Source organism: Meridianimarinicoccus marinus, assembly GCF_040689105.1.
In the GTDB taxonomy this organism is placed as follows: Bacteria; Pseudomonadota; Alphaproteobacteria; order Rhodobacterales; family Rhodobacteraceae; genus Meridianimarinicoccus; species Meridianimarinicoccus marinus.
This window is the reverse complement of sequence record NZ_JBFBVU010000001.1, coordinates 199,686-222,769: the sequence shown is the minus strand read 5'-3', so window position 1 is coordinate 222,769 and position 23,084 is coordinate 199,686. Positions and strand designations below refer to the sequence as shown.

Annotated in this window: 28 protein-coding genes; 12 read left to right on the top strand and 16 right to left on the bottom strand. The window is 65.6% G+C overall.

Features of this window, described 5'->3' with window-relative positions; genetic code table 11:
• The first annotated feature begins 5 nt into the window (after positions 1-5).
• Genes AB0T83_RS01135 through rsmA form a run of 3 tightly spaced genes read left to right on the top strand, consistent with a single transcriptional unit; the run spans position 6 to position 3,018 of the window.
• Positions 6-1,202, top strand: a complete 1,197-nt coding sequence (locus tag AB0T83_RS01135) for a peptidylprolyl isomerase (protein ID WP_366190822.1) — start codon at positions 6-8, stop codon at positions 1,200-1,202.
• Positions 1,199-2,179, top strand: a complete 981-nt coding sequence (pdxA, locus tag AB0T83_RS01130) for a 4-hydroxythreonine-4-phosphate dehydrogenase PdxA (RefSeq protein ID WP_366191084.1) — start codon at positions 1,199-1,201, stop codon at positions 2,177-2,179. Before AB0T83_RS01135 ends, pdxA begins: the two co-directional genes overlap by 4 nt.
• Complete coding sequence (rsmA, locus tag AB0T83_RS01125) at positions 2,176-3,018, top strand: 16S rRNA (adenine(1518)-N(6)/adenine(1519)-N(6))-dimethyltransferase RsmA (protein ID WP_366190821.1); 843 nt, start codon at positions 2,176-2,178, stop codon at positions 3,016-3,018. Before pdxA ends, rsmA begins: the two co-directional genes overlap by 4 nt.
• A 90-nt stretch (positions 3,019-3,108) precedes the next feature.
• Here rsmA and AB0T83_RS01120 read toward each other — a convergent pair whose 3' ends face one another.
• From AB0T83_RS01120 to AB0T83_RS01105, 4 genes are all read right to left on the bottom strand, one after another.
• A complete protein-coding gene (locus tag AB0T83_RS01120) occupies positions 3,109-3,828 on the bottom strand; it encodes a DUF4167 domain-containing protein (RefSeq protein ID WP_366190820.1) in 720 nt (239 codons plus the stop codon).
• A gap of 202 nt (positions 3,829-4,030) precedes the next feature.
• Positions 4,031-4,861 carry a peptide chain release factor N(5)-glutamine methyltransferase gene (gene prmC, locus AB0T83_RS01115; RefSeq protein ID WP_366190818.1) on the bottom strand — a complete coding sequence of 277 codons (831 nt, stop codon included), beginning with the start codon at positions 4,859-4,861 and terminating at the stop codon, positions 4,031-4,033.
• Entirely contained in the window at positions 4,858-5,913 is a 1,056-nt protein-coding gene (prfA, locus tag AB0T83_RS01110) for a peptide chain release factor 1 (protein WP_366190816.1), read from the bottom strand. Before prfA ends, prmC begins: the two co-directional genes overlap by 4 nt.
• 33 nt (positions 5,914-5,946) lie before the next feature.
• Positions 5,947-6,420: a DUF1499 domain-containing protein gene (locus tag AB0T83_RS01105; protein ID WP_366190814.1), complete on the bottom strand. Its 474-nt coding sequence runs from the start codon at positions 6,418-6,420 to the stop codon at positions 5,947-5,949.
• A 144-nt stretch (positions 6,421-6,564) separates the two neighbouring features.
• On the opposite strand from AB0T83_RS01105, the gene mazG reads away from it, so the two are divergent.
• From mazG to AB0T83_RS01090, 3 genes are all read left to right on the top strand, one after another.
• Positions 6,565-7,389 (top strand): nucleoside triphosphate pyrophosphohydrolase, encoded by an 825-nt coding sequence (gene mazG / locus AB0T83_RS01100; RefSeq protein ID WP_366190812.1) that lies wholly within the window; start codon positions 6,565-6,567, stop codon positions 7,387-7,389.
• Between the two features lie 151 nt (positions 7,390-7,540).
• Positions 7,541-8,554: a Fe(3+) ABC transporter substrate-binding protein gene (locus AB0T83_RS01095; protein WP_366190811.1), complete on the top strand. Its 1,014-nt coding sequence runs from the start codon at positions 7,541-7,543 to the stop codon at positions 8,552-8,554.
• A gap of 82 nt (positions 8,555-8,636) precedes the next feature.
• Positions 8,637-9,596, top strand: coding sequence for a nucleoside hydrolase (locus AB0T83_RS01090; protein WP_366190810.1), 960 nt, complete (start codon positions 8,637-8,639; stop codon positions 9,594-9,596).
• A gap of 288 nt (positions 9,597-9,884) precedes the next feature.
• Here the strand turns inward: AB0T83_RS01090 and AB0T83_RS01085 are convergent, their stop codons facing one another.
• The 8 genes from AB0T83_RS01085 to AB0T83_RS01050 all read right to left on the bottom strand — a co-directional run bounded on the left by AB0T83_RS01085 (position 9,885) and on the right by AB0T83_RS01050 (position 13,016).
• On the bottom strand, positions 9,885-10,322 hold the full coding sequence (locus tag AB0T83_RS01085; RefSeq protein WP_366190808.1) for an FCD domain-containing protein: 438 nt from the start codon (positions 10,320-10,322) through the stop codon (positions 9,885-9,887).
• A gap of 77 nt (positions 10,323-10,399) precedes the next feature.
• Positions 10,400-10,732 carry a hypothetical protein gene (locus AB0T83_RS01080; protein WP_366190807.1) on the bottom strand — a complete coding sequence of 111 codons (333 nt, stop codon included), beginning with the start codon at positions 10,730-10,732 and terminating at the stop codon, positions 10,400-10,402.
• A gap of 47 nt (positions 10,733-10,779) precedes the next feature.
• Positions 10,780-10,950: a hypothetical protein gene (locus tag AB0T83_RS01075; protein WP_366190805.1), complete on the bottom strand. Its 171-nt coding sequence runs from the start codon at positions 10,948-10,950 to the stop codon at positions 10,780-10,782.
• On the bottom strand, positions 10,920-11,438 hold the full coding sequence (locus AB0T83_RS01070; RefSeq protein ID WP_366190804.1) for a tripartite tricarboxylate transporter permease: 519 nt from the start codon (positions 11,436-11,438) through the stop codon (positions 10,920-10,922). Before AB0T83_RS01070 ends, AB0T83_RS01075 begins: the two co-directional genes overlap by 31 nt.
• A gap of 313 nt (positions 11,439-11,751) precedes the next feature.
• The gene (locus tag AB0T83_RS01065; RefSeq protein WP_366190803.1) at positions 11,752-11,925 is read right to left on the bottom strand and encodes a tripartite tricarboxylate transporter permease; all 174 of its coding nucleotides are present in this window, start codon (positions 11,923-11,925) and stop codon (positions 11,752-11,754) included.
• Positions 11,926-11,974: 49 nt separating this feature from the next.
• The gene (locus AB0T83_RS01060; RefSeq protein WP_366190801.1) at positions 11,975-12,508 is read right to left on the bottom strand and encodes a tripartite tricarboxylate transporter permease; all 534 of its coding nucleotides are present in this window, start codon (positions 12,506-12,508) and stop codon (positions 11,975-11,977) included.
• 103 nt (positions 12,509-12,611) lie between these two features.
• Positions 12,612-12,824, bottom strand: a complete 213-nt coding sequence (locus tag AB0T83_RS01055; RefSeq protein WP_366190799.1) for a hypothetical protein — start codon at positions 12,822-12,824, stop codon at positions 12,612-12,614.
• Positions 12,825-12,887: 63 nt separating this feature from the next.
• A complete protein-coding gene (locus AB0T83_RS01050) occupies positions 12,888-13,016 on the bottom strand; it encodes a hypothetical protein (RefSeq protein WP_366190797.1) in 129 nt (42 codons plus the stop codon).
• A 169-nt stretch (positions 13,017-13,185) separates the two neighbouring features.
• On the opposite strand from AB0T83_RS01050, the gene AB0T83_RS01045 reads away from it, so the two are divergent.
• From AB0T83_RS01045 to eno, 4 genes are all read left to right on the top strand, one after another.
• Positions 13,186-14,631, top strand: coding sequence for a protein adenylyltransferase SelO (locus tag AB0T83_RS01045; RefSeq protein ID WP_366190795.1), 1,446 nt, complete (start codon positions 13,186-13,188; stop codon positions 14,629-14,631).
• Between the two features lie 98 nt (positions 14,632-14,729).
• On the top strand, positions 14,730-15,146 hold the full coding sequence (locus AB0T83_RS01040) for a Fur family transcriptional regulator (protein ID WP_193141703.1): 417 nt from the start codon (positions 14,730-14,732) through the stop codon (positions 15,144-15,146).
• Positions 15,147-15,274: 128 nt separating this feature from the next.
• Positions 15,275-16,168: a DMT family transporter gene (locus tag AB0T83_RS01035; protein ID WP_366190793.1), complete on the top strand. Its 894-nt coding sequence runs from the start codon at positions 15,275-15,277 to the stop codon at positions 16,166-16,168.
• Between the two features lie 97 nt (positions 16,169-16,265).
• Entirely contained in the window at positions 16,266-17,540 is a 1,275-nt protein-coding gene (eno, locus tag AB0T83_RS01030; RefSeq protein ID WP_366190791.1) for a phosphopyruvate hydratase, read from the top strand.
• Between the two features lie 93 nt (positions 17,541-17,633).
• On the opposite strand, the gene AB0T83_RS01025 is transcribed toward eno, so the two are convergent.
• Entirely contained in the window at positions 17,634-18,065 is a 432-nt protein-coding gene (locus AB0T83_RS01025; RefSeq protein WP_366190790.1) for a PRC-barrel domain-containing protein, read from the bottom strand.
• A gap of 201 nt (positions 18,066-18,266) precedes the next feature.
• Between AB0T83_RS01025 and AB0T83_RS01020 the strand changes: the two genes are divergently transcribed.
• Complete coding sequence (locus tag AB0T83_RS01020; RefSeq protein WP_366191082.1) at positions 18,267-18,710, top strand: cupin domain-containing protein; 444 nt, start codon at positions 18,267-18,269, stop codon at positions 18,708-18,710.
• Positions 18,700-19,251: a GNAT family N-acetyltransferase gene (locus AB0T83_RS01015; RefSeq protein ID WP_366190789.1), complete on the top strand. Its 552-nt coding sequence runs from the start codon at positions 18,700-18,702 to the stop codon at positions 19,249-19,251. The genes AB0T83_RS01020 and AB0T83_RS01015 overlap by 11 nt, the downstream gene beginning before the upstream one ends.
• Here AB0T83_RS01015 and pgi read toward each other — a convergent pair.
• Genes pgi through zwf form a run of 3 tightly spaced genes read right to left on the bottom strand, consistent with a single transcriptional unit; the run spans position 19,240 to position 22,991 of the window.
• The gene (pgi, locus tag AB0T83_RS01010) at positions 19,240-20,859 is read right to left on the bottom strand and encodes a glucose-6-phosphate isomerase (RefSeq protein ID WP_366190787.1); all 1,620 of its coding nucleotides are present in this window, start codon (positions 20,857-20,859) and stop codon (positions 19,240-19,242) included. The two genes, AB0T83_RS01015 and pgi, sit on opposite strands and share 12 nt — an antisense overlap.
• A 6-nt stretch (positions 20,860-20,865) precedes the next feature.
• A complete protein-coding gene (pgl, locus tag AB0T83_RS01005) occupies positions 20,866-21,540 on the bottom strand; it encodes a 6-phosphogluconolactonase (RefSeq protein WP_366190786.1) in 675 nt (224 codons plus the stop codon).
• Positions 21,537-22,991 carry a glucose-6-phosphate dehydrogenase gene (zwf, locus tag AB0T83_RS01000; protein WP_366190784.1) on the bottom strand — a complete coding sequence of 485 codons (1,455 nt, stop codon included), beginning with the start codon at positions 22,989-22,991 and terminating at the stop codon, positions 21,537-21,539. The genes pgl and zwf overlap by 4 nt, the downstream gene beginning before the upstream one ends.
• Between the last annotated feature and the right edge of the window lie 93 nt (positions 22,992-23,084).

The following is a 23,084-nucleotide window of genomic DNA, read 5'->3' as shown; positions in this document are numbered from 1 at the left end:
GACCCATGGCCATCCTGCCCCTGCTGCGCCGAACGATCCTGGCTGCTTCCCTTGCCCTCGCGCCCGTCGCGGCGGCAGCGCAATCGCCCTTCGACACGGTGGCGCGGGTCAACGATGGCGTCGTCACCCGGTTCGAGGTCGAGCAGCGCGAGTTGTTTCTGAACGTGCTCAGCATCCTGGAGGCGGATCGCGACACCGCGCTGGACTCGCTGATCGAGGATCGCCTGAAGCTGGACGCCGCGGCCACCGCCGGAATCCTGCCGACCACGGATGAACTGGAATTCGCGATGGAGAATTTCGCCGGCCGCGCCAATGTCAGCAAGGAAGAATTCATCGCCGCGATTGCCGATGTGGGCATTCAGGAGCAGACCTTCCGCGACTATGTCCGGTCTCTGCTGGCCTGGGGCGACGTGGTGCGCGAACGTTTCGCCAGCCGCGCCCGCCCGACCGAGGAAGAGGTCGACCGCGCTATGGCGCTTGGCACTGGCGACCGCTCGACCCAGGTCAGGCTGGCCGAGATCATCCTGCCAATGAACACGCAGGTGGCCGAGATCAACGAAGAGCGCGCCGAAGTCTTTCAGAAGATGACCAGCTTCTCGCAGTTCTCGAACGCGGCGCGGCAGTATTCGATCTCGCCGTCGCGGGTCAATGGCGGCGAGTTGGCCTGGCGGCCGCTGTCGGAACTGCCGCCGCAGATCGCACCGCTGTTCCTGTCCATGCAGCCCGGCGAAGTCACCGAACCGCTGCTGACCAATGGCGGGTTGGTGCTGTTCCAGTTCCGCGCCCTGCAGGACGCGCGCCCGTCGCTAACCGGCAATGTGACGCTGGACTTCATCCGGGTCGCCCTGCCCATCGGCACCAGCCCCACCGCCGAGATCGCCCGCATCCGGCCCGAGGTCGACCGCTGCGAGGATCTTTACGGGGTCTATTTCGGCGGCCCGCCCGAGCAGGTGCAGCGCACCACCGAGGCCCGCGCCAAGGTACCGGGCGACATCACCCGCGCGCTGGATCTTCTGGACGACGGCGAAATGGCACCGCTGGGCAGTGGCTTCGTGATGCTGTGCGCGCGCACCGGCATCCCGAACGAGGATCTGAGCCGCGAGGACGTGCAACTGCAACTGCTGGCGCGGCGTCTGGACAGTTATGGCGAAAGCTACCTGGAAGAACTGCGCGCCGACGCCTTCATCGAGATCGTGCAATAATGCTGCCGGTGGCGCTGACCTGTGGCGAACCGGCGGGGATCGGTCCCGAGATCGCGGCCAAGGCCTGGGATGCGCTGCGCACCCGGCTGCCGTTCTTCTACATCGGCGATCCCCGGCATCTGCCCTCGGGCACGCCGGTGACCGAGATCGCCGATCCGATGGAGGCCCTGACCGCCTGCAAGCGCGCGCTGCCGGTGCTGACCCATCGCTTTCCCGAACATGCCCATCCCGGCGTACCCTCGCCCGCCAACGCCGCACAGGTGATCGAGGTGATCGCGCGCGGCGTGGATCTGGTGCAGCGCGGCAGTGCGGCGGCGCTTTGCACCGCGCCGATTCACAAGAAGGCGCTGAAGGATGGCGCCGGGTTCGCCTATCCCGGCCACACCGAATACCTGGCCGCGCTGGCCGGGGTGGAGCGGGTCGTCATGATGCTGGCCTGCGAGGGGCTGCGCGTGGTGCCCGCCACCATCCACATCGCCCTGAGCGACGTGCCCCGCGCCCTGACGCCGGACCTTCTGCGCGACACCCTGCGGCTGACCCATCGCGCCCTGCAAAGCGATTTCGGCATCGAGGCACCGCGCATCGCGGTGGCGGGGCTGAACCCGCACGCGGGCGAAGGTGGCGCCATGGGCCGCGAAGAGATCGAGCTCATCACCCCGGTACTGGAGGCGCTGCGCGCCGAGGGGCTGGACCTGAAGGGTCCGGCCTCGGCCGATACGATGTTTCACGCCGCCGCCCGGCGGAACTATGACGTGGCGGTGGCCATGTACCACGATCAGGCGTTGATCCCGATCAAGACCATCGGCTTCGACACCGGCGTTAATGTCACCCTCGGGCTGCCCTTCATCCGCACCTCGCCCGATCATGGCACGGCCTTCGACATCGCGGGCCAGGGGCAGGCCGACCCGACCAGCCTGATCGAGGCGCTGCTGCAGGCCGACCGCATGGCCCGCTTTCGCGCCCAGGCCGACGCATGACCGCCATCGACAGCCTGCCGCCCCTGCGCGAGGTCATCGCCAGCCACGGGCTGAGCGCACGCAAGTCGCTGGGCCAGAACTTCCTGCTGGATCTGAACCTGACCGCCAAGATTGCCCGCAAGGCCGGCGACCTGACCGGTTGCGACGTGCTGGAGATCGGCCCTGGCCCCGGCGGGCTGACCCGGGGCCTGCTGGCCGAGGGCGCGCGCAAGGTCGTCGCTGTCGAAAAGGACCGCCGCTGCCTGCCCGCCCTGCACGAAATCGCCGATGCCTACCCCGGGCGGCTTGAGATCATCGAGGGCGACGCGCTGGAGGTGGATCTGACCGGCCATCTGACCGGCCCGGTACGGGTCGCCGCCAACCTGCCCTATAACGTGGGCACCGAATTGCTGGTGCGCTGGCTGACCCCGGACAGCTGGCCGCCGTTCTGGGACAGCCTGACCCTGATGTTCCAGCGCGAGGTGGCGCAGCGCATCGTGGCCAGGCCCGGCTCGAAAGCCTATGGGCGTCTGGCGCTGCTGGCGCAATGGCGCTGTGACGCGAAAATCGTGCTGGACCTGCCGCCGCAGGCCTTCACGCCGCCGCCCAAAGTCAGCTCGGCGGTGGTTCATCTGACCCGTCTGGACGCGCCCCGGTTCGAGGCCAACCCGAAGACCCTGTCGCATGTGGTGGCCATGGCCTTCAACCAGCGCCGCAAGATGCTGCGCGCGGCCCTGAAGGGACTGGCCCCGGACATCGAGGACCAGCTGCGCGCCGCCGGACTGGAACCCACGGCGCGGGCCGAGGAGATTTCACTGGAAGGGTTCTGCGCGCTGGCCCGGCAATTGCACGGCACCTGACCGCCCGATGCCCGACGCGCACAAGAAAGGCCACGCAGTGGACTGCATGGCCTTGAACAGGTCGTGTACGCTTTGCCCGGAACCCTGGGCCTATTCGGCAACTTTCGTCGGCGCGTCGGTCTCGACTGCCGGGGCCGAAGTGCCGTCTCCGGCATCGTTGGCAGCGCCACCCTTGGGCGCGGCATCGCTGGGCGCCGCCTCGCTTGGGGCGGCGTCCTTCGGTTCCTTGACCTTGGGCTTGCGGGCGCGCCGGGGCTTCGGCTTGGGCTTGGCCGGAGCGCTTTCGGGCGTTTCGACCAGACCGCTGTCCTCGCTGCCCGCCGGCGCCAGATCGAGCACTTCGTTGCTGCTGGTGTTCTGCGGCTCCGCGGCGGCGGCATTGCTGTTGCCGTTGTTGCCATTGCTGCCGTTGTCCTGCGCGGCGTCGTCGCGGGGCCTGTCGCCGGTATCCTCGCCACGGTTTTCGCCCTGCGTGGGCTGCGGGTTGTGGCGCGGCTCGTCCCGGTCGCGCTGTTGGCGGTCGCGGTTCTGCTGTTCTTGCTGCTCGCGCTTGGCCTCGGCGTCGCGCAGCGCCTCGCCCATAAGGCGGGTATAATGCTCGGCGTGCTGCTGGAAGTTCTCGGTGGCAACACGATCGTTGCTCAACTGCGCATCACGTGCAAGTTGGTTGTATTTTTCGATGATCTGTTGCGGCGTACCACGGACCTTGCCCTCGGGGCCAGAACTGTCGAACACGCGGTTGACAATATTGCCGACCGACGACCGGTTGCGGTTCGACTTCGACCGCGATCGTGACTTGGAAGATCTCATACGTAGTTTTCTCGGCCTTAGTTTCTGCCTTCAGCGCGGCGCGGCAATTCTGCCCGGTCTCGATACGGCGCTGTCCATTTTCTGGCTTAGCGTCGGGGGAACAGCCTTCTTTGGCGCTCCAAGCGTCCGACATCCCGGTGTAAACCATGCACGGCGGAGCATGACAAGCAAAAATTGCTGCAAGGTGAACCGTGTGGCCCGCTCAGCCGCACGACAGGGCCATGACGCGGCCCCGGCCATCGAGATCCGGCAGACAGGCGATGCGGGCAAATCCGGCGGCCCGCGCGATCCGGCCCACGTCATCGTCCTGCCCCACACCGATTTCAAGCAGAACACGCCCGCCTTCGGCGAGCAGTGCGGGCACCCCCGGCAGGATGCGGCGATAGGCGTCCAGCCCGTCGCCGCCCGGCGTCAGTGCGCCGCGCGGTTCCCAGTCGCGCACTTCCGGAGACAGGGTCGCGTGGTCGGATTCGGTGATATAGGGCGGGTTCGACACGATCAGGTCGAAAGGGCCTGCCAAGCCGGTCAGCCAGTCGCCCGTGCGCAACTCCGCGCGGTCCTGCACGTCCAGCGCACGGGCATTGCGCCCCGCCACCGCCAGCGCGGCTGCGGAGCTATCGATGCCCAGCCCCGTTGCCTCGGGCCATTCGGCCAGCAGGGTCAGCAGGATGCAGCCGCTGCCGGTGCCAAGATCCAGCAGGCGCGCGGCGGGCCGGTCCAGGGCGGCCAGCACCAGCGCCTCGGTCTCGGGGCGCGGATCCAGAACATCCGGGGTGACGTGGAAGTCGCGTCCGAAGAAGGCCCGCGTGCCGGTGATCTGTGACACAGGCTGGCGGGTCGCGCGTGCGGCAATGGCGGCCTCGAAACGGGCCTGCGCCGCCTCGGGCAACGGATCGTGGAGCACCAGGGTCAGACGGCCCGGCGGCACCTGCAGCGCATGGGCCAGTAGGCGGCGGGCGTCGCCCATCGGGGCCGCGATCCCCGCCGCCGTCAGGCGCGGCAGAGCGGCCTGCAGCGCCTGGGCGCCGGTCATGACTGCAGATCCGCCAGTTGCGCGGCCTGCGCGTCAGAGATCAGCGCGTCGATGAAGTCATCCAGATCGCCCGCCAGCACCTGATCCAGCTTGTAGAGCGTCAGATTGATGCGATGATCGCTGACCCGCCCTTGCGGAAAATTGTAGGTGCGAATGCGTTCGGACCGGTCGCCGGAGCCCACCTGCCCCTTGCGATCCGCCGCGCGTTCATCGGCCAGCCGCTGACGTTCTTCATCGTAAAGCCGCGTCTTCAGCACCTGCATGGCAATGGCGCGGTTCTGATGCTGCGATTTCTCGGAACTGGTGACGACAATGCCGGTGGGGACATGGGTGATCCGTACCGCCGAATCGGTGGTGTTCACATGCTGGCCGCCGGCGCCGCTGGCACGCATGGTGTCGATGCGCAGGTCGCCCGGATCGATGTGGATGTCCACATCCTCGGCCTCCGGCAGCACCGCCACGGTCGCTGCCGAGGTATGCACCCGACCCCCGGATTCGGTGGTTGGCACCCGCTGCACCCGGTGTACGCCGCTTTCGTATTTCATCCGGGCAAACACCCCGGCGCCGTCGATGCGGGCGACAACCTTGGAAATGCCGCCCAGCTCGGTGCCGGTTTCTTCGAGGATTTCAAAGCGCCAGCCCCGCCCCTCGGCATAGCGCTGGTACATGCGCAGCAGATCGCCGGCAAACAGCGCCGCCTCGTCACCGCCGGTGCCGGGGCGGATCTCGATCAGGGCGGCGCGTTCGTCGGCGGCATCCTTGGGCAGCAGCGCCAGTTGCAGCGCGTGTTCGACCTCGGGCAATTGCGCGGTCAGCTCGGGCAGTTCGTCCTCGGCCAGATCCTTCAGCTCGGGATCGTCCAGCATCGACTGCGCCTCGGCGATGTCCGCGCGCAACTGTCGATAGCGGTGGATCTGGGTCACCACCGGGCGCAGGTCCGAATACTCCTTGGCCAGCGCGGCGATATCCTCGCCCGCCGTGCCGTCGGCCATTCTGGCTTCGAGGTATTCGAACCGGGCCGCGATCTGCTCTAGCTTGTCTTCAGGTACCATGCCTGAGGCATCTGTCCGACCCGCGCCATCGGGTCAAGAGGGATTGGGTCCCAGACGGGCCTGCAAGTCCTGCATCCAGTCCGTCACTCGCGCTTCGTTGACCCCCTGATCGTCGCGCCCGAACCGTTGCCGTGCAAAGACAACCAGCCGCACGCCCGCGCCGTCGGGCACCGCTCGCACCGAGATATAGTCGGGAAACCCCCAGAGCGCCGAGCGGGCCACAAAGGTCACGTGGTCCGGGCTTTCGGCCAGAACGTTCACGCGCGGCGTCTGCAGGGCCACCTCTTTCAGAGCCGATATTGCCTGCGCGGGCGTCAGGTCCACCACCATCCCCGGCTCATCGCCATCGCCCGGACGATACAGAACATGCGCCTTGTCCTGCGGCCGCGTTACCATCAGCGGGTCCACATGCCAGACCGCCGGATCCGACGGCGCCAGCCGGACATAGAGCATCCCTGCCGCGATCAGCGTCACCAATCCGATTGCTATCCAAACCATCATGCGCATCTGCCTGCCTTCCTGATCCTGCGGGACAGTTAGCTCATGCGCCGCGCCACACAACCCCGCCGTGGCGGCCCGGTCCGGCCCGACCGGCTGGACAAGCCCGCGCCGCTCTGCCCATCTGCGTCAACCCTTGCCGAGGAGACCTTGATGACCGACGACCTGATCCATGACCCCAAGGGCGGCATGCCCCGCCTGCTGGAAATCATGCGCCGCCTGCGCGACCCCGACAACGGCTGCCCCTGGGACATCGAGCAGACCTTCGACACCATCGCCCCCTATACCATCGAGGAAGCCTATGAGGTCGCCGACGCCATCGAACGCGGCGACATGGGCGAGTTGAAGGGCGAATTGGGCGATCTGCTGTTGCAGGTGGTCTATCACGCCGAGATCGGCGCCGAAGCTGGGCATTTCGATTTCGACGCCATCGCCAACGGCATCTCGGACAAGATGGTCGACCGCCACCCGCATGTGTTCGGCGACGAAAGCCGCGACAAGTCGGCCGAACAACAGACGCTCGACTGGGAAACCCAGAAGGCGCGCGAACGGGCGGCCCGGCAACGTGCCGGTGTGCTGGCCGATGTGGCCCTTGGACTGCCGGCGGCGATGCGGGCGCAGAAGCTGCAGAACCGCGCCGCGCGCGTCGGCTTTGACTGGCCCGACACCAGCATGGTGCTGGACAAGCTGGCCGAGGAAAGCCGCGAGTTGGTCGAGGCCCGAGACACCCTTGGCACCGCCGAGATCGCTGAGGAATTCGGCGATCTGCTGTTCGTTGTCATCAATCTGGGCCGGCATCTGGGCGTGGACACCGAAACCGCCTTGCGGGCCGCCAACGCCAAATTCACCCGCCGGTTCGAAGCCATCGAGGCGACGCTGGCCGCGCAGGGCCGTGGTCCCGAGGACTCCTCGCTGGAGGAAATGGACGCCATCTGGAACGCCACCAAGGCCGCTGAAAAATCCGTGCGTCAAGACTGACCCCCCCGGCGCGGCCCCGGGCCCGCCCCCGGCGCGACATTCCGACTTTTTTTGTCAGCTACCCGGATCAGGTCTTGACCGATCCGGCGAGTTTCGATTTATCTCCGGCAAACACGACAAAAACAGTCAAGCTAAAAACCGGAGTTTCCCGATGCTGACCCGCCTGAACCATGGCCTGAGCGCCACCTTTCTGGTCCTCGCCGCCGTTCCCGCCCTCGCGGACGAGGTCAACGTGTATTCCTACCGTCAGCCCGAACTGGTGGAACCGCTGTTCGACGCCTTCACCGAACAAACCGGCATCACCGTCAATTCGGTGTTCCTCAGCAAGGGTCTGGTCGAGCGCCTGAAGTCCGAGGGTGACCGCTCCCCCGCCGATCTGGTGCTGACCACCGACATCTCGCGCCTGTCGCAACTGGTGGAAGAAGGCGTCACCCAGCCGGTGGAGAACGCCACGCTGGAGGCCCAGATCCCGGCACTGTTCCGCGATCCCGGAAACCAGTGGTTCGGCCTGACCAGCCGCGCGCGCGTGGTCTATGCCTCGAAGGATCGCGTCTCCGATGGCGAGGTGACCACCTATGAAGACCTGGCCTCGGACAAATGGGAAGGCCGCATCTGCACCCGCTCGGGCACCAACGCCTATAACGTCGCACTGACGGCGGCGGTGCTGGCGCACCACGGCGAAGACGGGGCCACCGAATGGCTGGAAGGGGTCAAATCCAACCTCGCCCGCAAGCCCCAGGGCAACGACCGGGCGCAGGTCAAGGCGATCTGGGCCGGCGAATGCGACATTGCCATCGGAAACACCTATTACATGGGCCTGATGCTGAAGGACGACGAACAGAAGGCATGGGCCGACAGCGTGCGCATCGTCTTCCCCACGTTCGAGGACGGCGGCACCCATGTGAACGTCTCGGGCATGGCGATGACCAAATCCGCGCCGAACCGCGAGAACGCCATCAAGCTGATGGAATTCCTGTCCTCGACCGGAGGTCAGGAACTCTATTCCGAGATCAACAACGAATACCCGGTGGACCCGAATGTCCCGTCCTCGGATCTGGTGTCCTCGTGGGGCAGCTTCACCGCCGATGACGTGAACCTGATGGATCTGGCCAAGCTGCGCCCGGCCGCCCTGCGCCTGACCGAAACCGTCGATTTCGACGGCTGATCGCGGACCTGACCCGCGATGTGCCCCGGCGTCCCCACCGCCGGGGCTTTTCTTTTTCGCATGACCTGCCAAGACTGCGTCCATGACCACAGCCCACGCCCCCACCCCGCGCAAGATCATCATCGACACCGACCCCGGACAGGACGACGCCGTCGCCATCCTGCTGGCGCTGGCCTCGCCCGAAGAGATCGACCTGCTGGGCATCACCACGGTGGCCGGCAACGTGCCGCTGGCGCTGACGACGAAGAACGCCCGCATTGTCTGCGAACTGGCCGGGCGCAGCGATGTGAAGGTCTTTGCCGGGGCCGAGGGCCCGCTCGAACGACCCCTGCGCACGGCAGAGCATGTCCATGGCGACACCGGCCTGAACGGCCCGGCCCTGCCCGACCCGGTGATGCCGTTGCAACCCATGCCAGCGGTGGATTTCATCGTCGAGACCCTGCGGAACGAGCCCTCGGGCAGCGTCACGCTGTGCCCGCTCGGCCCGCTCACCAACATCGCCATGGCGCTGCAGAAAGCCCCCGACATCGCCCCGCGCATCGCCGAGATCGTGCTGATGGGCGGCGCCTATTTCGAGGTCGGCAACATCACCCCGGCAGCCGAATTCAACATTTACGTCGATCCCGAGGCGGCGAAGATCGTCTTTGCCTCGGGCGTCAAGCTGACGGTGATGCCGCTGGATGTGACCCACAAGGCGCTGACCACCGAGCCGCGCGTGGCGGCCTTTCGCGACATGGGCACCCCGGTGGGCCGCGCGGTGGCCGAATGGACCGATTTCTTCGAACGGTTCGACATGGAGAAATACGACAGCCCCGGCGCGCCCCTGCATGATCCCTGCGTCATCGCCTGGCTGATCCGGCCCGAACTTTTCTCGGGCCGTTTCATCAACGTCGAGATCGAAACCGAAAGCGCGCTGACGCGCGGCATGACCGTGGCGGACTGGTGGCGCGTCACCGACCGTGCACCCAACGCCATGTTCATCGGCGAGGTGGATGCCGACGGATTCTTCAAGCTGCTGACGGACCGCATCGCGCGGCTCTAGCCATGACGTGACGGGCGGTCGCAGCCGGGCGGGCCACGGACCGGCGTGGCGATGCGGCCCGCGGCACCGCCGGCTTCGGTGACGGTGGCCACCTGGATTTCGGACGGATGTCGGCAGCCTCGGCCACCCTTTGAGACGTCAATCGCCGGGCGACGAGTTCCGGGACGACGCTACTGGGATCACCACGATTCATGCCGATCTTCGGTTTCATGTTCAGTCCCCGGAGTCGTTGTCGCCGTCCGCGCCGCGGGTGCGGGCGAGGGTCTAAAACGTGTTTGTCAGACGGTCTCACAACGCACAGCCCGTAGCAGGGGGATAGCGTTCCTGCGGCCCGTCCGAAATCCGGGAGTGCTGGGCCAGCTTGTTGTTGCGGCGGTTAACCTGTTGCGAGGACAGGAAGCGCGCGACAAAGCCGGCGTTGTATTGCCGATGGGTTTCGACCCGCTGTTCGTTGCGGCTGGCTTCAACGATGGCGACGTGAAACTGCCTGTCCAGCCGGAAGAATTCGAGCGGCTTCACACTGTCCGAGCCTTCGACCTTACACGCGCCAGGGCAGACGATGTCGGCGATCTCGACCAGGGTGGCCTCGCGGCAGGCGGCTTCACCCGCCCGCACCTCCAGCGCCCGCAGAACCGAGATGTACTCGCTCAGTTCGTGCAGCGACGGGTCGGCCACATGCGGCCGGCGGCTGGACGAATATTCGACCAGCCCTTCGACTCCCAGCAATCAAAGCGCTTCGTGCAAGGGCGTGCCCCAGGACCTCGGCCAGGTCCCGCTCTGGGATTGCGGTGCCGGGGGAGAGCTTACCAGCAAGATGGACTCGCGCAGATTGCCCGCCGCTTCTTCGGCAAGGATTTTTCGGGGGGCGCATGCCAACCTTTCCCTTCAGGGTTTCCAGCCAGCCACGGCTCACACAACTTCCCCAGTTCAGGACCATCGGGTCCAGCGGTTTCAACAGGTCGATCAGACGCGCGAATCTTGTTGGCGGCGCGCTCGATCGGACGCGCGTACGGCTTGGAATAACAGACCAGAATCATTTCCTCCGTGCGGCCGCCCGGCAGCTTGAACACTGGCCTGCCGGTCAGCTTGACCATCAACTCCCGGATCGCAAAGTCCACCGCCGGGACAGCGGACATGCCGATGCCCTTGCGCCCCAGGCATGCGCGCGGAGGCATATCTTTTCTCAGAGGCAGGCAACGTCGAACCGATCCTCGCCGATCACCATGGGGGCAAACCATTTGTCGATCGCCTGTTTCACCACGATCGGCGCCAGGGCGGCGTAACCGATGCCGATGGTGCCAACGTCGGTCTCGATCTCGCAGGTCAGCCGCTGGTGGAACCGGAAGGACGACATCGCATCGCCCTTTTTCCACAAGCCATCGCTGGCACTGGTGCGGAAATGACCGGCGGGCGCAGCGGTGGTGCACCTCCGGGTCCAGACATGGATGCGGACGGAGTATATCCTGATCCTTGTTGTTCTCCGGTCGACTCGAGCGGCGAGCATTGTTTGGAAAGATGTCTCCAGACCATCGGGCCGAACAGGGTCAGAGCCACAAGAACAAGAAAGAAAAGAGAGACGGGGCGGGTCACGATCAGCAGCCAATTTTCGTCCAGCATCAGCACGGACTGACCCTGTCGGGTTTCAAGCATGGCGTCCTGGATCAGGCCGATGAAGAAGAAGATCACGTTGACCAGCATCATCGACCAGAAGATCGCGAAGGCAAAATCGGCCTGCTCGGTCAACATGGTCGGTGCCGGAGGCAGGACATGCACCATCGGACCCGGCAGGATCGCCACCGCGGTCGGGCTGCCGGGGATCTCCAGCGCCAGCGTGGGCACCATCGCGCTGCCGGTTGCCGAGTATCACACCGCCTCGGTCCCCGCGATGCCGTCGAGCAACCCGTGGCCGAATTCCTCCGGCCACCTGGACCAGCGCTTGGCTTCATTGTAGCCGATCATGGAAGCGACCGTTGCTCTTCTGCGGGAAGAACGCCGATGAAGGTGCCAATGCCGGACGACCGCAGGAATATCTTCCAGAAGCGGGAACAGTCCTTGCGGCTGGGCAGTATGATTTCTCGGTGACGACCGCCTGGCGGTTCATTTGCAGGTTGTTGGCCTGAACCAGAAGTTCCGAAATGCCGAAGACACCGATGATCTAGGGCACGAAGGGAATCCCTCCGCTGGGTTTGTTCATGCCGAACGTGAACCGCTCGACCGAGGTCAGAAAATCGATGCCAACGGTGGCCGCCAGCTCGCCGAAGGCTCCCGACAGGATATTCTTGACCGGCGCGCCATCCCGGATCGATGCCAGCGCTGACAGGCCGAACACGGTCAGCGCGAAATGCTCCGGCGGGGCACAATTACTGGCGAACGGGACATCAGCGGCGCGCGGCCATCAAGCAGACCACCGAGAGGATCCCGCCGATGGTCGAACACACCGCCGCCATGCCCAGCGCACGGCCTGCCTCGCCCTGTTGCGCCAGAGGATAGCCATCCTGACCGGTGGTGACGGCAAGGCCGGGAAGCGCCCACAAGGCCACCGTCCAGAAGCGGCGTTCGCCCCACCGAGCCGCCAGTGATACCGCGAAAAGCTCAAGCCCCGGGATCAGGTCGATCTCGGCAATCAGGACACAGCCAATCAACGGCCCCGTGGTCATCTGCACCCTCATTGTCAGCCGCTCCGGCGCGAGGCTGGTTTCGCGAAACAGCAACCAGATCCCTAGAAAGATGATCAGCCGGATGACAAGCTGCGGAATGTCGGACGGCTGCATCCCCCGTTTCAGGATCGGCGGAACCCGGTCGAACTGGGTGGACAGCCAGAACGCCCAGTTGCTGACCGCGAAGGTTCCCAGAAGGAACGCAGATCGGGAAATTTCGCGGCGTAGCACGGTGGGTTCGGGGGCCTGTCGCACCGTTTTGCCTTTGTGGAAGAAAGGAACGGCGCGGCGCGCGGAGGAACCCGCCGCGCCTGTTGGTCAGTTCACTCGATGGAATCCAGCTTTTTCAGAGCCGAAATCATCTCGGTGAGCATGGTGGTATTCGGCGCCCCCACTCCTGCGAGCCGACGACAGGATTGCTGTCCAGACCCACCGAGTCCAGGAACCCCTGACAGACAGACGGGTTCATCGAATTCAGCAGGGCGGCCTTGATCTGCTCGGCACCCACATCAGGCGTATCCTTGGGAACAACAAATCCGCGCACTGTCGAGACGCTCACGTCGATGCTCATCTCCTTGGGGATCGTCACGTCCGGCAAGCCGGCCATGCGCGTGTCGGCCAGCACAACGATCGGTCAAACGTCGCCCGCATTGATCTGCGACCGGGCTACGGCCGGGTTCAGAGCGGCCACGTCCCCGGCGTCGGCCACCACTTGGGCGACCAGTTCGCCGCCGACGAACAACACCATTTTCTGGGTCTGCATGCCCCCTGCATGGAGCACATGAACCCCGAGACATCGTCGATGTTGCCAGGATGCGGGGTGCCATAGCTGATCAGGACTTCTTTCTGAGCGGCGACGAAGGTCTCGGCATAGGCGCATGGCATCCCGGAGCGGCGGAACCTATATCTACCTTATCACATAAAGGTTCGCCATGACGCTCCAGATCCCCTTCGACAACAGCTATGCCCGCCTGCCGGATCGATTCTACGTCCGGCAAACGGCCGATCCGGTGACCCGCCCCGGCCTCATCGTGATCAATGCCGGTCTTGCGGCGGACCTGGGGATCGAAGCCGAGGCTCTGGCCAGCGAGCCGGGTCTTGCGGTTCTCGCCGGCAACGCGGTGCCCGAGGGGGCCGTGCCGCTGGCGCAGGCCTATGCCGGGCATCAGTTCGGCGGCTGGTCGCCGCAACTGGGCGATGGCCGCGCGCTGCTGCTGGGCGAGGTTCTGGACGGCAGCGGGAACCGCCGCGACATCCAGCTCAAGGGCTCGGGCCGCACGCCGTTCTCACGCATGGGCGATGGCCGCGCGTGGCTTGGCCCGGTGCTGCGCGAATACGTGGTCTCGGAGGCAATGCACGCCATGGGCATCCCCAGCACCCGCGCGCTGGCCGCCGTCACCACCGGCGACCGGGTGTTTCGCGAAGGCGGTGCGATGCCGGGCGCGGTGCTGACCCGCGTCGCCGCCAGCCATATCCGGGTCGGCACCTTCCAGTATTTCGCCGCCCGTTGCGATGAAGACGCCGTGCGCCTGCTGGCCGACCATGCCCGCACCCGCCACTACCCGCAGGCCGACACCGCGCTGGACCTGCTGAACGCGGTGATCGACGCGCAGGCCCGTCTGATCGCGAAATGGCTGGGCGTGGGGTTCATCCACGGGGTGATGAACACCGACAACATGACGATCTCGGGCGAGACCATCGACTATGGCCCCTGCGCCTTCATGGACCGGTTCGAGGCCGGCAAGGTGTTCAGCTCCATCGACCAGTTCGGCCGCTATGCCTACAACCGCCAGCCCGACATCGCGGTGTGGAACATCGCGCAGCTGGCCACCTGCCTGCTGCCGCTGATCGACCCGGATCAGGATCGCGCGGTCGAGATCGCCACCAAGGCCGTGCACCGTTTCCCGGAGGTCTTCGCGCTGGAATGGCTGGCGGTCTTTCGCGCCAAGCTGGGGCTGACCGCCGATCCCGATGACGAGGATCTGGCCGAGGCCGACAGTCATCTGATCAACGACCTGCTGTCCGCGATGGAAACCGGGCGCGCGGATTTCACCAACACCTTCGCCGGGCTGGCCACCGGCACCGCGGATCGGGCCTTTGCCGACCCGGCCCCGCTGGCCCCGTGGCAGCTGCGCTATGCCGCCCGGCTGGCACAACAGGGCGGTGCCGATGCGGCAGCGATGGCCGCCGCCAACCCGCAGGTCATTCCGCGCAACCATCTGATCGAGTCGATGATCTCCCGTGCTGTCGAGGGCGACCTCGCCCCCTTCCGTGCCCTGCTGGAAACTGTCACCGCCCCCTTCGCCCCGGCGCCGGAAAATTTCACCCGCCCGCCCGAACCGGACGAAGAAGTGCGCCAGACCTTCTGCGGCACCTGAACCCGCCCTTGCGTGAGCGCCGGTGCCGCAGGTTTAGAGGTGGAGACGGCGGCACAAATCCCGTAAGCCAGTGCCCATCGAAGCCACGAGACGACGCGATGACCGACACCATCACAGCCCGCTGCGAAGAAAAAGGCCTGCGCATGACCGAGCAGCGCCGGACCATTGCCATGGTTCTGGAACGGACCTCGGATCACCCGGATGTAGAGGAACTCTACACCCGCGCATCGGCGGTCGATCCGCGCATCTCGATTGCCACGGTCTATCGCACGGTGAAACTGTTCGAAGAGGCCGGCATCCTTGAAAAGCATGAATTCGGCGATGGCCGGGCGCGCTATGAAAGTGCCGACCGCGATCACCACGATCACCTGATCGACATGAATTCGGGCGAGGTCATCGAATTCGTCGACGCCGAGATCGAAGAACTTCAGGAACGCATCGCCGCCAAGCTGGGCTATGAGTTGAAAGGCCACCGGCTGGAGTTGTACGGCGTGCCCAAGAAGCGCCCCGGCTGAGCGGTCCGCCGCCGCCGCCCGAACCTGTCCGCTTGCAGCGCCGCCGCCTTTGGGCGATGTCGGAAGGGCATTCGGTGCGCGCGCGGCAGGGCCCGCGACGGCGCCGTTCCTGACAACAAGTGACGGCAATGGAAAACATCCGCGGCATCGTGCTGATGGTCGCCTCGATGGCGGGCTTCGCGCTTGAGGACATGTTCGTCAAATCGATGGCGGACGGGCTGCCGGTCAGCCAGATCCTGATCCTGCTGGGATTCGCGGGCGCGCTGATCTTCGGCACCTGGGCCAAACTGCGCGGCGAGCGCCTGCTGCCGCCGGAAATCCGGCATCCGCTGATGATCCTGCGCAACGTCGGAGAGATGATCGGCACGGTGATGTTCGTCAATGCCATCGTGCTGATCCCGCTGGCCACGGCCTCGGCGATCCTGCAGGCCACACCGCTGGCGGTGGCGCTGGGGGCCGCGCTGTTCATGGGCGCCGAGGTTGGCTGGCGGCGCTGGCTGGCGATCCTTGTGGGATTTGCCGGGGTGCTGATGGTGGTCCGCCCCGGTCTGGCCGGGTTCGAACCGGCCTCGCTGCTGGCCGTTGGCGCAGTGTTCTGCCTTGCGGCGCGGGATCTGGCCACGCGCGCGGCCCCGGCGCATCTGTCCTCGCCGGTGCTGTCCTGCTGGGGGTTTGCCGCCGCCGGTGTCGCCGGTCTGGTGCTGGTCCCGGTGTCCGGGGCTCCGCACTGGCCGACGCCGGATCATTGGCTGATGCTGGGCGGGGCCCTGGGCTGTGGTGTGGCCGCCTATTACGCCATCACGCTGGCGATGCGGGTGGGCGATGTGGCGGTTGTGACCCCGTTTCGCTATGCCCGCCTGATCTTTGCCGTCATCATCGGGATGCTGGTGTTCGGCGAACGGCCCGACCTGTGGACACTGATCGGCTCGGCCGTAATCATCGGGTCGGGGCTGTACACCCTGATGCGCGAACAGATGCGCCGCCGGGCCGCGCAGAGGGCTTTGGCAGCCATGACTTCTTGATTGCGCTAACATGCCCCACAACTGACGCTTCCCCCGGCAGGGGCAGCAGGGTAAACAACGCGCAGATCAACTTGCGCACAGCGAAGGAACCGTCTTCATGAGCATCATCATCGACATCGTCGGCCGCGAAATCCTGGACAGCCGGGGCAACCCGACCGTGGAAGTGGACGTGATCCTGGAGGACGGCACCCTCGGCCGTGCCGCCGTGCCCTCGGGGGCCTCGACCGGCGCCCATGAGGCCGTGGAAAAGCGCGACGGCGACAAGTCCCGCTATTCCGGCAAGGGCGTTCTGGACGCCGTCGCCGCCGTCAACGGCGAGATTGCCGAAAGCCTGGTGGGCATGGATGCAACCGAGCAGGTCGCCATCGACGGCACCATGATCGAACTGGACGGCACCCCCAACAAGGGCCGTCTGGGCGCCAATGCCATCCTCGGCGTGTCGCTGGCCGCTGCCAAGGCCGCCGCGGATTACACCGGCCAGCCGCTGTATCGCTATGTCGGCGGCACCTCGGCCCGGGTCCTGCCGGTGCCGATGATGAACATCATCAACGGTGGCGAACATGCCGACAACCCGATCGACATCCAGGAATTCATGATCATGCCGGTCAGCGCGACCAACATCCGCGACGCGGTGCGCATGGGTTCGGAAGTGTTCCACACCCTGAAAAAGGAACTGTCAGGCGCGGGCTACAACACCGGCATCGGCGACGAGGGCGGCTTCGCACCGGGGCTGTCGTCGACCACCGAGGCGCTGGACTTCATCCTGCGGTCGATCGAAAAGGCCGGCTACAAGCCCGCCGAGGACATTTACCTCGCGCTCGACTGCGCCTCGACGGAATACTACCGCGATGGCAAATACGACATGAAGGGCGAGGGCAAGGTTCTCACCTCGGAAGACAACGTCGCCTATCTGGCAGATCTCTGCGCCAACTACCCGATCATCTCGATCGAGGACGGCATGGCCGAGGATGACTGGGACGGCTGGAAGGCTCTGACCGACGCCATCGGCGACAAGGTGCAACTGGTGGGCGACGACCTGTTCGTGACCAACCCGGCGCGTCTGGCCGACGGCATCAAGCAGGGCGTGGCCAACTCGATGCTGGTGAAGGTGAACCAGATCGGCTCGCTGACCGAAACGCTGAAGGCCGTCGAGATGGCCCATCGCGCGCGCTATACCAACGTGATGTCGCACCGCTCGGGCGAGACCGAGGATGCCACCATTGCCGATCTGGCGGTTGCCACCAACTGCGGCCAGATCAAGACCGGCTCGCTGTCGCGCTCGGACCGGCTGGCGAAATACAACCAGCTGATCCGCATCGAAGAGATGCTGGGCGAAACCGCCGAATACGCCGGGCGCTCGATCCTGAAATAATCGCTGCCGACTTGGCACGACGAAGGGGGCCGCAAGGGCCCCCTTTTGCATGTACGGGTATGGCAGGTTGGCAGTCAGGCAGGGGACGGGCGGTTATTCGAACCAGCCCTTTTCAACTTCGGGCAGACCCATCAGCGAGTCTTCGGTGTGGCGCGTCACCAGCGCATAGTCGTCATCTCCGTCCGCCAGCGGAACGATGCGCACGTTCTCCATCGGCAGCAGCACATGCTTGTCGCCGATGCCCAGGAAGCCGCCCACATCGGCGACGATGCCGACCATCTGGCCACTGGAGTTCAGAACGATATCCTCGATCTCGCCAATGGCCTTCCAGCTGTCGACTGCGGCCTCGATCGGGCCATCGTCTTTCCACGGCACATCCGACAGGTCGGTGTAGATGTCGCCTCCGGTGATGTCATCGGCGATGATGATCGTCGACGGGTCGATCTCCATGGTCGAATTGGTGTCGGCAACGGCCGGCAGGGCAAAAGCAGCAAGGGCCAGGGCGGAAACGGTAAACTTTTTCATCGTGTACTCCTTTCGCTTTGTACAGCCTCACAACGGGAGACCCCTGCAAAAGGTTCCAAAAAAATTGTGGTTTGTTTTCAAGGGGCCGCAGGCGTGATCCTTGACCAAGGGGAAGGCGAGGCTGCAACATTGGCAGCAAAGGGAGCGGGCGGCAGGGCCATGATGTGCCCGGCAAACAAGGGGAAATTTCGCATGGACCGGATGACCGCCGACCAGATCATCGCCGCACTGAACCTCGCGCCGCACCCCGAGGGCGGATGGTATGCCGAAACCTGGCGCGCGGCTTGCGGACCGGGTCAGCGGCCCACAGGCACGGCCATCTATTTTCTTCTGAAAGCGGGCGAGCGCAGCCATTGGCACCGGGTGGATGCGACGGAGATCTGGCACCACTACGCGGGCGCGCCGCTGACCCTCCACATGGCCGAAACCGAGGCTGGCCCCGCCACCGCGCAGACGCTGGGCCCTGATCTGGAGGCCGGGCACAGGCCGCAGGGGATCGTGCCGCCGCACTGGTGGCAGGCAGCGGAAAGCCGGGGCGACTGGACGCTGGTGGGATGCACCGTTTCGCCGGGGTTCGATTTCGCCGGTTTCGAACTGGCGCCTGCGGGCTTCGACATTCCGCGCGAGGTTCCTGATGGCGATTGAGATCACCCCCGCCGATTGGGCCGGGTTCGAGACCGTCATGGGCCCCAAGGGCGGCTGTGGCGGCTGCTGGTGCCGGTTGTGGCGGGTGGCCCGAAAGGAGTTTGAAGCCGACAAGGGCGACGGCAATCGGGACGCCATGCGCGCCCTGTTCGACAGCGGCACGGTGCCGGGTCTGCTGGCCCTGGACGGCACCGACCCTGTGGGCTGGATTTCGGTCGCGCCTCGGGCAGAGTTTCCCCGGCTCAAGGCCTCGCGGATCTTGCAGCCGGTGGACGATCTGCCGGTGTGGAGTGTGTCGTGCTTTCTGGTCAAGCCGCCCTACCGGCGGCAGGGGCTGTCCGTGCACCTGCTGCAGGCCGCCTGCACTTTCGCGGCTGAACGCGGTGCCCCGGCGATCGAGGGCTACCCCATCGACGGGAAAGAGAAATACCCGCCGGTCTATGGCTGGACGGGGTTCGCCGGCGCCTATCGCAGCGCCGGCTTTGCCGAGGTCGCGCGCCGGTCTCCGACGCGGCCCATCATGCGCAAGTCATTGGGCTGAGCCTCTGGCCCCGCGCACATACTCGACAAGCTGCGTGGTGGAGCCGTCCTTGCCTTCAGTGGTGGCATGGCCTTCCAGCACCGGTTGCAGGGCGTTGGCCAGTTCCTTGCCCAGCTCCACACCCCATTGGTCGAAGCTGTTGATCCCCAGGATCACCCCTTCGACGAACACCCGATGTTCATAGAGCGCGATGATCTGGCCCAGCACCTCGGGCGTGAGCTGCGGGTAGATCAGCGTCGTCGAAGGCCGGTTGCCCGGGAATACCCGGTGCCGGGCCTGCCGGTCCAACTCGGCGCCTTGCAGGCCGGCGGCGGCCATCATGGCGCGGGCTTCCTCCAGCGTCCGGCCCCGCAGCAGGGCTTCGGACTGGGCCAGGCAGTTGGCCACCAGCAGGGTCTGGTGATGCGCCAGGTCGGGCTCATGCCCGCGCGCGCCCAGGATGAACTCGCAAGGCACCACAGCGGTGCCCTGGTGGATCAACTGGTAGAAGGCGTGCTGGCCATTGGTGCCCGGCTCGCCCCAGACCACCGGCCCCGAGACCCGCGTCAGATCCTGCCCGTCCATGCTGACGCGCTTGCCGTTGCTCTCCATTTCAAGCTGCTGAAGATAGGCCGGCAGGCGCGACAGGCGCTGATCGTAGGGCAGCACGGCACGGCTGCCGTGGCCGCAGATCTGGTGGTGCCACAGACCCACCAGCGCCAGCAGCACCGGCATGTTGGCGTTCAGCGGCGCCTCGCGGAAATGGGTGTCCATCGCCGCCCCGCCGGCCAGAAAGCGGCGGAAGTTCGTCGGGCCGATGCCCAGCATCAAGGCCAGACCCACCGGCCCCCACATGGAATAGCGCCCACCGACCCAGTCGGCGAAGCCGAACACCCGCTCGGGCGGGATGCCGAAGGCGGCGGTACGCTCGGCCGAGGTCGAGACCGCGCAGAACTGCGCCGCCGGGTCGCTGACCGTTTCGGCCATCCAGCGGCGCGCGGTTTCGGCGTTGGTCATGGTCTCGATGGTGGTGAAGGTCTTGGAGGCGACGATCACCAGCGTGGTGCCCGGGTTCAGCCCGGCCAGCGTTTCGGTGATCTGGGCACCATCCACGTTCGACACGAAGTGCAGCCGCGGACCGTCGGAAAACGGGCTGAGCGCAATGGCCGCCATGGCCGGTCCCAGGTCCGAGCCGCCGATGCCGATGTTGACCACATCGGTGATCGGCCCGCCCTGCCCCAGCAGCACGCCGTTGCGCACGTCTTCGGCAAAGGCCTCCATCCGGGCCAGCGTGGTGCGGATCTCGGGCATGACGTCGGCGCCATCGACCACCAGCGCGCCGTCGAGATTGCGCAGCGCCGTGTGCAGCACCGCGCGGCCCTCGGTCTCGTTGATCTTCGCACCGGCGAACATGGCGTCGCGGCGGGCCTCGATCTCGGCCTCCTGCGCCAGCTCCAGCAGCAGGCCGCGCGCGGTGGCGTCTATGTTGGTCTTGGAATAGTCGAACAGCAGGTTGCCCAGCCGGACCGAATACTCTGCCGCCCGGCCATTGCCGTCGAACAGCGACAGGATCGGCCGGGTTTCGGTTGCGGCACGATGCTGTGCCAATGCGTTCCAGTTATGCGACATGACGTGTTACTCCGCCCAATGGACCGATGCGGCCCCAAGTACGACAGATACCGGCGCCTGCATCGGATCATCAAGTGCCACGGCCTGTTCCAGCGCGTCACGTTTGTCGCGCCCCGTGATCAGGATATGGACAGCCAAGGCCGATTTCAGCGCCTGCGCGGTCAGGGTGACGCGCGGTTCGGGCGCGCCGGGGGCGGTGACCGCCATCAGCGCGGGCGCGTCATCCTCCAGCGCGGCGGCAAGCTGGTCCGAGCCCGGAAACAGCGAGGCCGTGTGCATGTCCGCCCCCATGCCCAGCAGCAGCACCGAGATCGGCAGCAGCGGCGCGATGCGCTCCGCCGCCTTGGCGACACCGGCGTCGGACAGGTCGCTGCCGTCGTAATAGCCGATGAACCGGGCCTTTGCCGCCTTGTCCTGCAACAGCCGTTCGCGGATCAGTCGTGCGTTCGACCGGTCCGAGGTTTCCGGCACCCAGCGTTCGTCGGTCAGCAGCACCTGCACCCGGCTCCAGTCCAGATCGACGGCGCTGAGCGCATCGAAGACCGGACCCGGCGTAGTGCCGCCGGGCACCGCGAAGGTCACGGTGTCATGGGTCATCAGCGCGGTGTTCAGATCTCCGGCCAGCTTCTGGGCCAGTTCGATCATCAGAAATTCCCGGTCGGGATAGTCTTTCAGGTTCATCCCCTCAACTCCCTCCATCTGCGCCCGTCGCGGTGGATCAGTTCCAGTGCGCTTTCAGGGCCAGCGCTGCCGGAATCATAGCCGTCGGGCTGCTGATCGCCATTCTCCCAGGTTTCAATGATCGGATCGGACCAGGCCCAGGCGGCCTCGACCTCGTCGCCGCGCATGAACAGGGTCTGGTTGCCGCGAATCACATCCATGATCAGCCGCTCGTAAGCGTCGGGAATGTCCTTCAGCTTGACGCCGAGGATTTCCGAGAACGTCATGTCGAGCGGCACATCCACCAGGCGCATGCCACCCGGCCCCGGTTCCTTGATGGTCAGGCGCAGGTCGATGCCTTCGTTGGGCTGCAGGCGGATCGACATCTCGTTGGCGGCACTGCCACTGTTCGGCCCAAAGATCGAATGCGGGGTTTCCTTGAACCGGATGACGATTTCCGAAGTGCGGTTGCGCAGGCGTTTGCCCGTGCGCATGTAGAACGGCGTCCCCTGCCAGCGCCAGTTCGAGATCTGCACCTTCATCGCCACGAAGCTTTCGGTGATGCTGTCCGGATCCTCCACATCTTCCAGATAGCCGGTCAGATCCTTGCCGGCGCGATACTGGCCGCGCACCACGTCCGAGGGCGGCACCGGGTCAAGCGCCCTGATCACCTTCAGTTTCTCGTCCCGCACCGCGTCGGGCTCGAACCGCGACGGCGGCTCCATCGCGATCAGGCACAAAAGCTGCATCAGGTGGTTCTGCACCATGTCGCGCATGGCACCGGACTTGTCATAATAGCTGCCGCGTCCGCCGACACCGACGGTTTCGGCCACCGTGATCTGCACGTGATCGATGAACTGGGCGTTCCACAGCGGCTCGAACAGGATGTTGGCAAAGCGCACCGCCATCAGGTTCTGCACCGTTTCCTTGCCCAGGTAATGGTCGATCCGGTAGATCTGGCTTTCGTCGAAATAGGTTGCCAGCGAGGCGTTCAGCGCCTTGGCGGACTTCAGGTCACGGCCAAAGGGCTTTTCCACCACGATGCGGCTGTCCTCATCGGCCAGGCCCTTGGTTTTCAGCCGTTCCGCAATGTCCCCGAACAGCGATGGCGCCACCGAGAAATAAAAGGCCCGCACCACGCCGGCGCGCAACAGACTGCGCAGTTCCGACCAGCCGTCATCGCCGGTGGCATCGACGGTGACGAATTCCAGATGCCGCAGGAAACCCTCGATCACATCGTCGGGTTTGGATTCCACATCGGCGAACTCCAGCAATGCCTCGCGCACCACCTGTCGATAGGCGGTCACATCCATTTCGGATCGGGCGGCACCGATCAGCTTGGCGTCCTCGGGCATCTGTCCCGAGGCGAAGCGGCGAAACAGGCCGGGCAGGATCTTGCGGCGGGCCAGATCGCCCGTGGCGCCGAAAATCACAAGGTCGAAGCTGTCGACCGGTATCGTGCGAGAAACCATGGTACCCTTTCCTTCCCTGGAAAGCCCACGTCGGGCAGCAGAGCATTTGCGCCCTGATAGCGCAAACATATCCATTCGAGCGGTTAACTAACA

Coding starts and splice junctions, on each gene's coding strand:
- AB0T83_RS01025 (WP_366190790.1), bottom strand. CDS start 18,065: ATGAAAAAGTTTACCGTTTCCGCCCTGGCCCTTGCTGCTTTTGCCCTG.
- AB0T83_RS01080 (WP_366190807.1), bottom strand. CDS start 10,732: ATGTCCGCTGTCCCGGCGGTGGACTTTGCGATCCGGGAGTTGATGGTC.
- AB0T83_RS01090 (WP_366190810.1), top strand. CDS start 8,637: ATGACCACAGCCCACGCCCCCACCCCGCGCAAGATCATCATCGACACC.
- prfA (WP_366190816.1), bottom strand. CDS start 5,913: ATGGTACCTGAAGACAAGCTAGAGCAGATCGCGGCCCGGTTCGAATAC.
- AB0T83_RS01120 (WP_366190820.1), bottom strand. CDS start 3,828: ATGAGATCTTCCAAGTCACGATCGCGGTCGAAGTCGAACCGCAACCGG.
- AB0T83_RS01015 (WP_366190789.1), top strand. CDS start 18,700: ATGGCGATTGAGATCACCCCCGCCGATTGGGCCGGGTTCGAGACCGTC.
- AB0T83_RS01040 (WP_193141703.1), top strand. CDS start 14,730: ATGACCGACACCATCACAGCCCGCTGCGAAGAAAAAGGCCTGCGCATG.
- AB0T83_RS01095 (WP_366190811.1), top strand. CDS start 7,541: ATGCTGACCCGCCTGAACCATGGCCTGAGCGCCACCTTTCTGGTCCTC.
- pgi (WP_366190787.1), bottom strand. CDS start 20,859: ATGTCGCATAACTGGAACGCATTGGCACAGCATCGTGCCGCAACCGAA.
- AB0T83_RS01050 (WP_366190797.1), bottom strand. CDS start 13,016: ATGCAGACCCAGAAAATGGTGTTGTTCGTCGGCGGCGAACTGGTCGCC.
- AB0T83_RS01135 (WP_366190822.1), top strand. CDS start 6: ATGGCCATCCTGCCCCTGCTGCGCCGAACGATCCTGGCTGCTTCCCTT.
- AB0T83_RS01035 (WP_366190793.1), top strand. CDS start 15,275: ATGGAAAACATCCGCGGCATCGTGCTGATGGTCGCCTCGATGGCGGGC.
- eno (WP_366190791.1), top strand. CDS start 16,266: ATGAGCATCATCATCGACATCGTCGGCCGCGAAATCCTGGACAGCCGG.
- AB0T83_RS01045 (WP_366190795.1), top strand. CDS start 13,186: ATGACGCTCCAGATCCCCTTCGACAACAGCTATGCCCGCCTGCCGGAT.
- AB0T83_RS01055 (WP_366190799.1), bottom strand. CDS start 12,824: ATGAGCATCGACGTGAGCGTCTCGACAGTGCGCGGATTTGTTGTTCCC.
- prmC (WP_366190818.1), bottom strand. CDS start 4,861: ATGACCGGCGCCCAGGCGCTGCAGGCCGCTCTGCCGCGCCTGACGGCG.
- zwf (WP_366190784.1), bottom strand. CDS start 22,991: ATGGTTTCTCGCACGATACCGGTCGACAGCTTCGACCTTGTGATTTTC.
- pgl (WP_366190786.1), bottom strand. CDS start 21,540: ATGAACCTGAAAGACTATCCCGACCGGGAATTTCTGATGATCGAACTG.
- rsmA (WP_366190821.1), top strand. CDS start 2,176: ATGACCGCCATCGACAGCCTGCCGCCCCTGCGCGAGGTCATCGCCAGC.
- mazG (WP_366190812.1), top strand. CDS start 6,565: ATGACCGACGACCTGATCCATGACCCCAAGGGCGGCATGCCCCGCCTG.
- AB0T83_RS01070 (WP_366190804.1), bottom strand. CDS start 11,438: ATGGTGCCCACGCTGGCGCTGGAGATCCCCGGCAGCCCGACCGCGGTG.
- AB0T83_RS01075 (WP_366190805.1), bottom strand. CDS start 10,950: ATGTCGTCCTTCCGGTTCCACCAGCGGCTGACCTGCGAGATCGAGACC.
- AB0T83_RS01105 (WP_366190814.1), bottom strand. CDS start 6,420: ATGCGCATGATGGTTTGGATAGCAATCGGATTGGTGACGCTGATCGCG.
- AB0T83_RS01020 (WP_366191082.1), top strand. CDS start 18,267: ATGACCGCCGACCAGATCATCGCCGCACTGAACCTCGCGCCGCACCCC.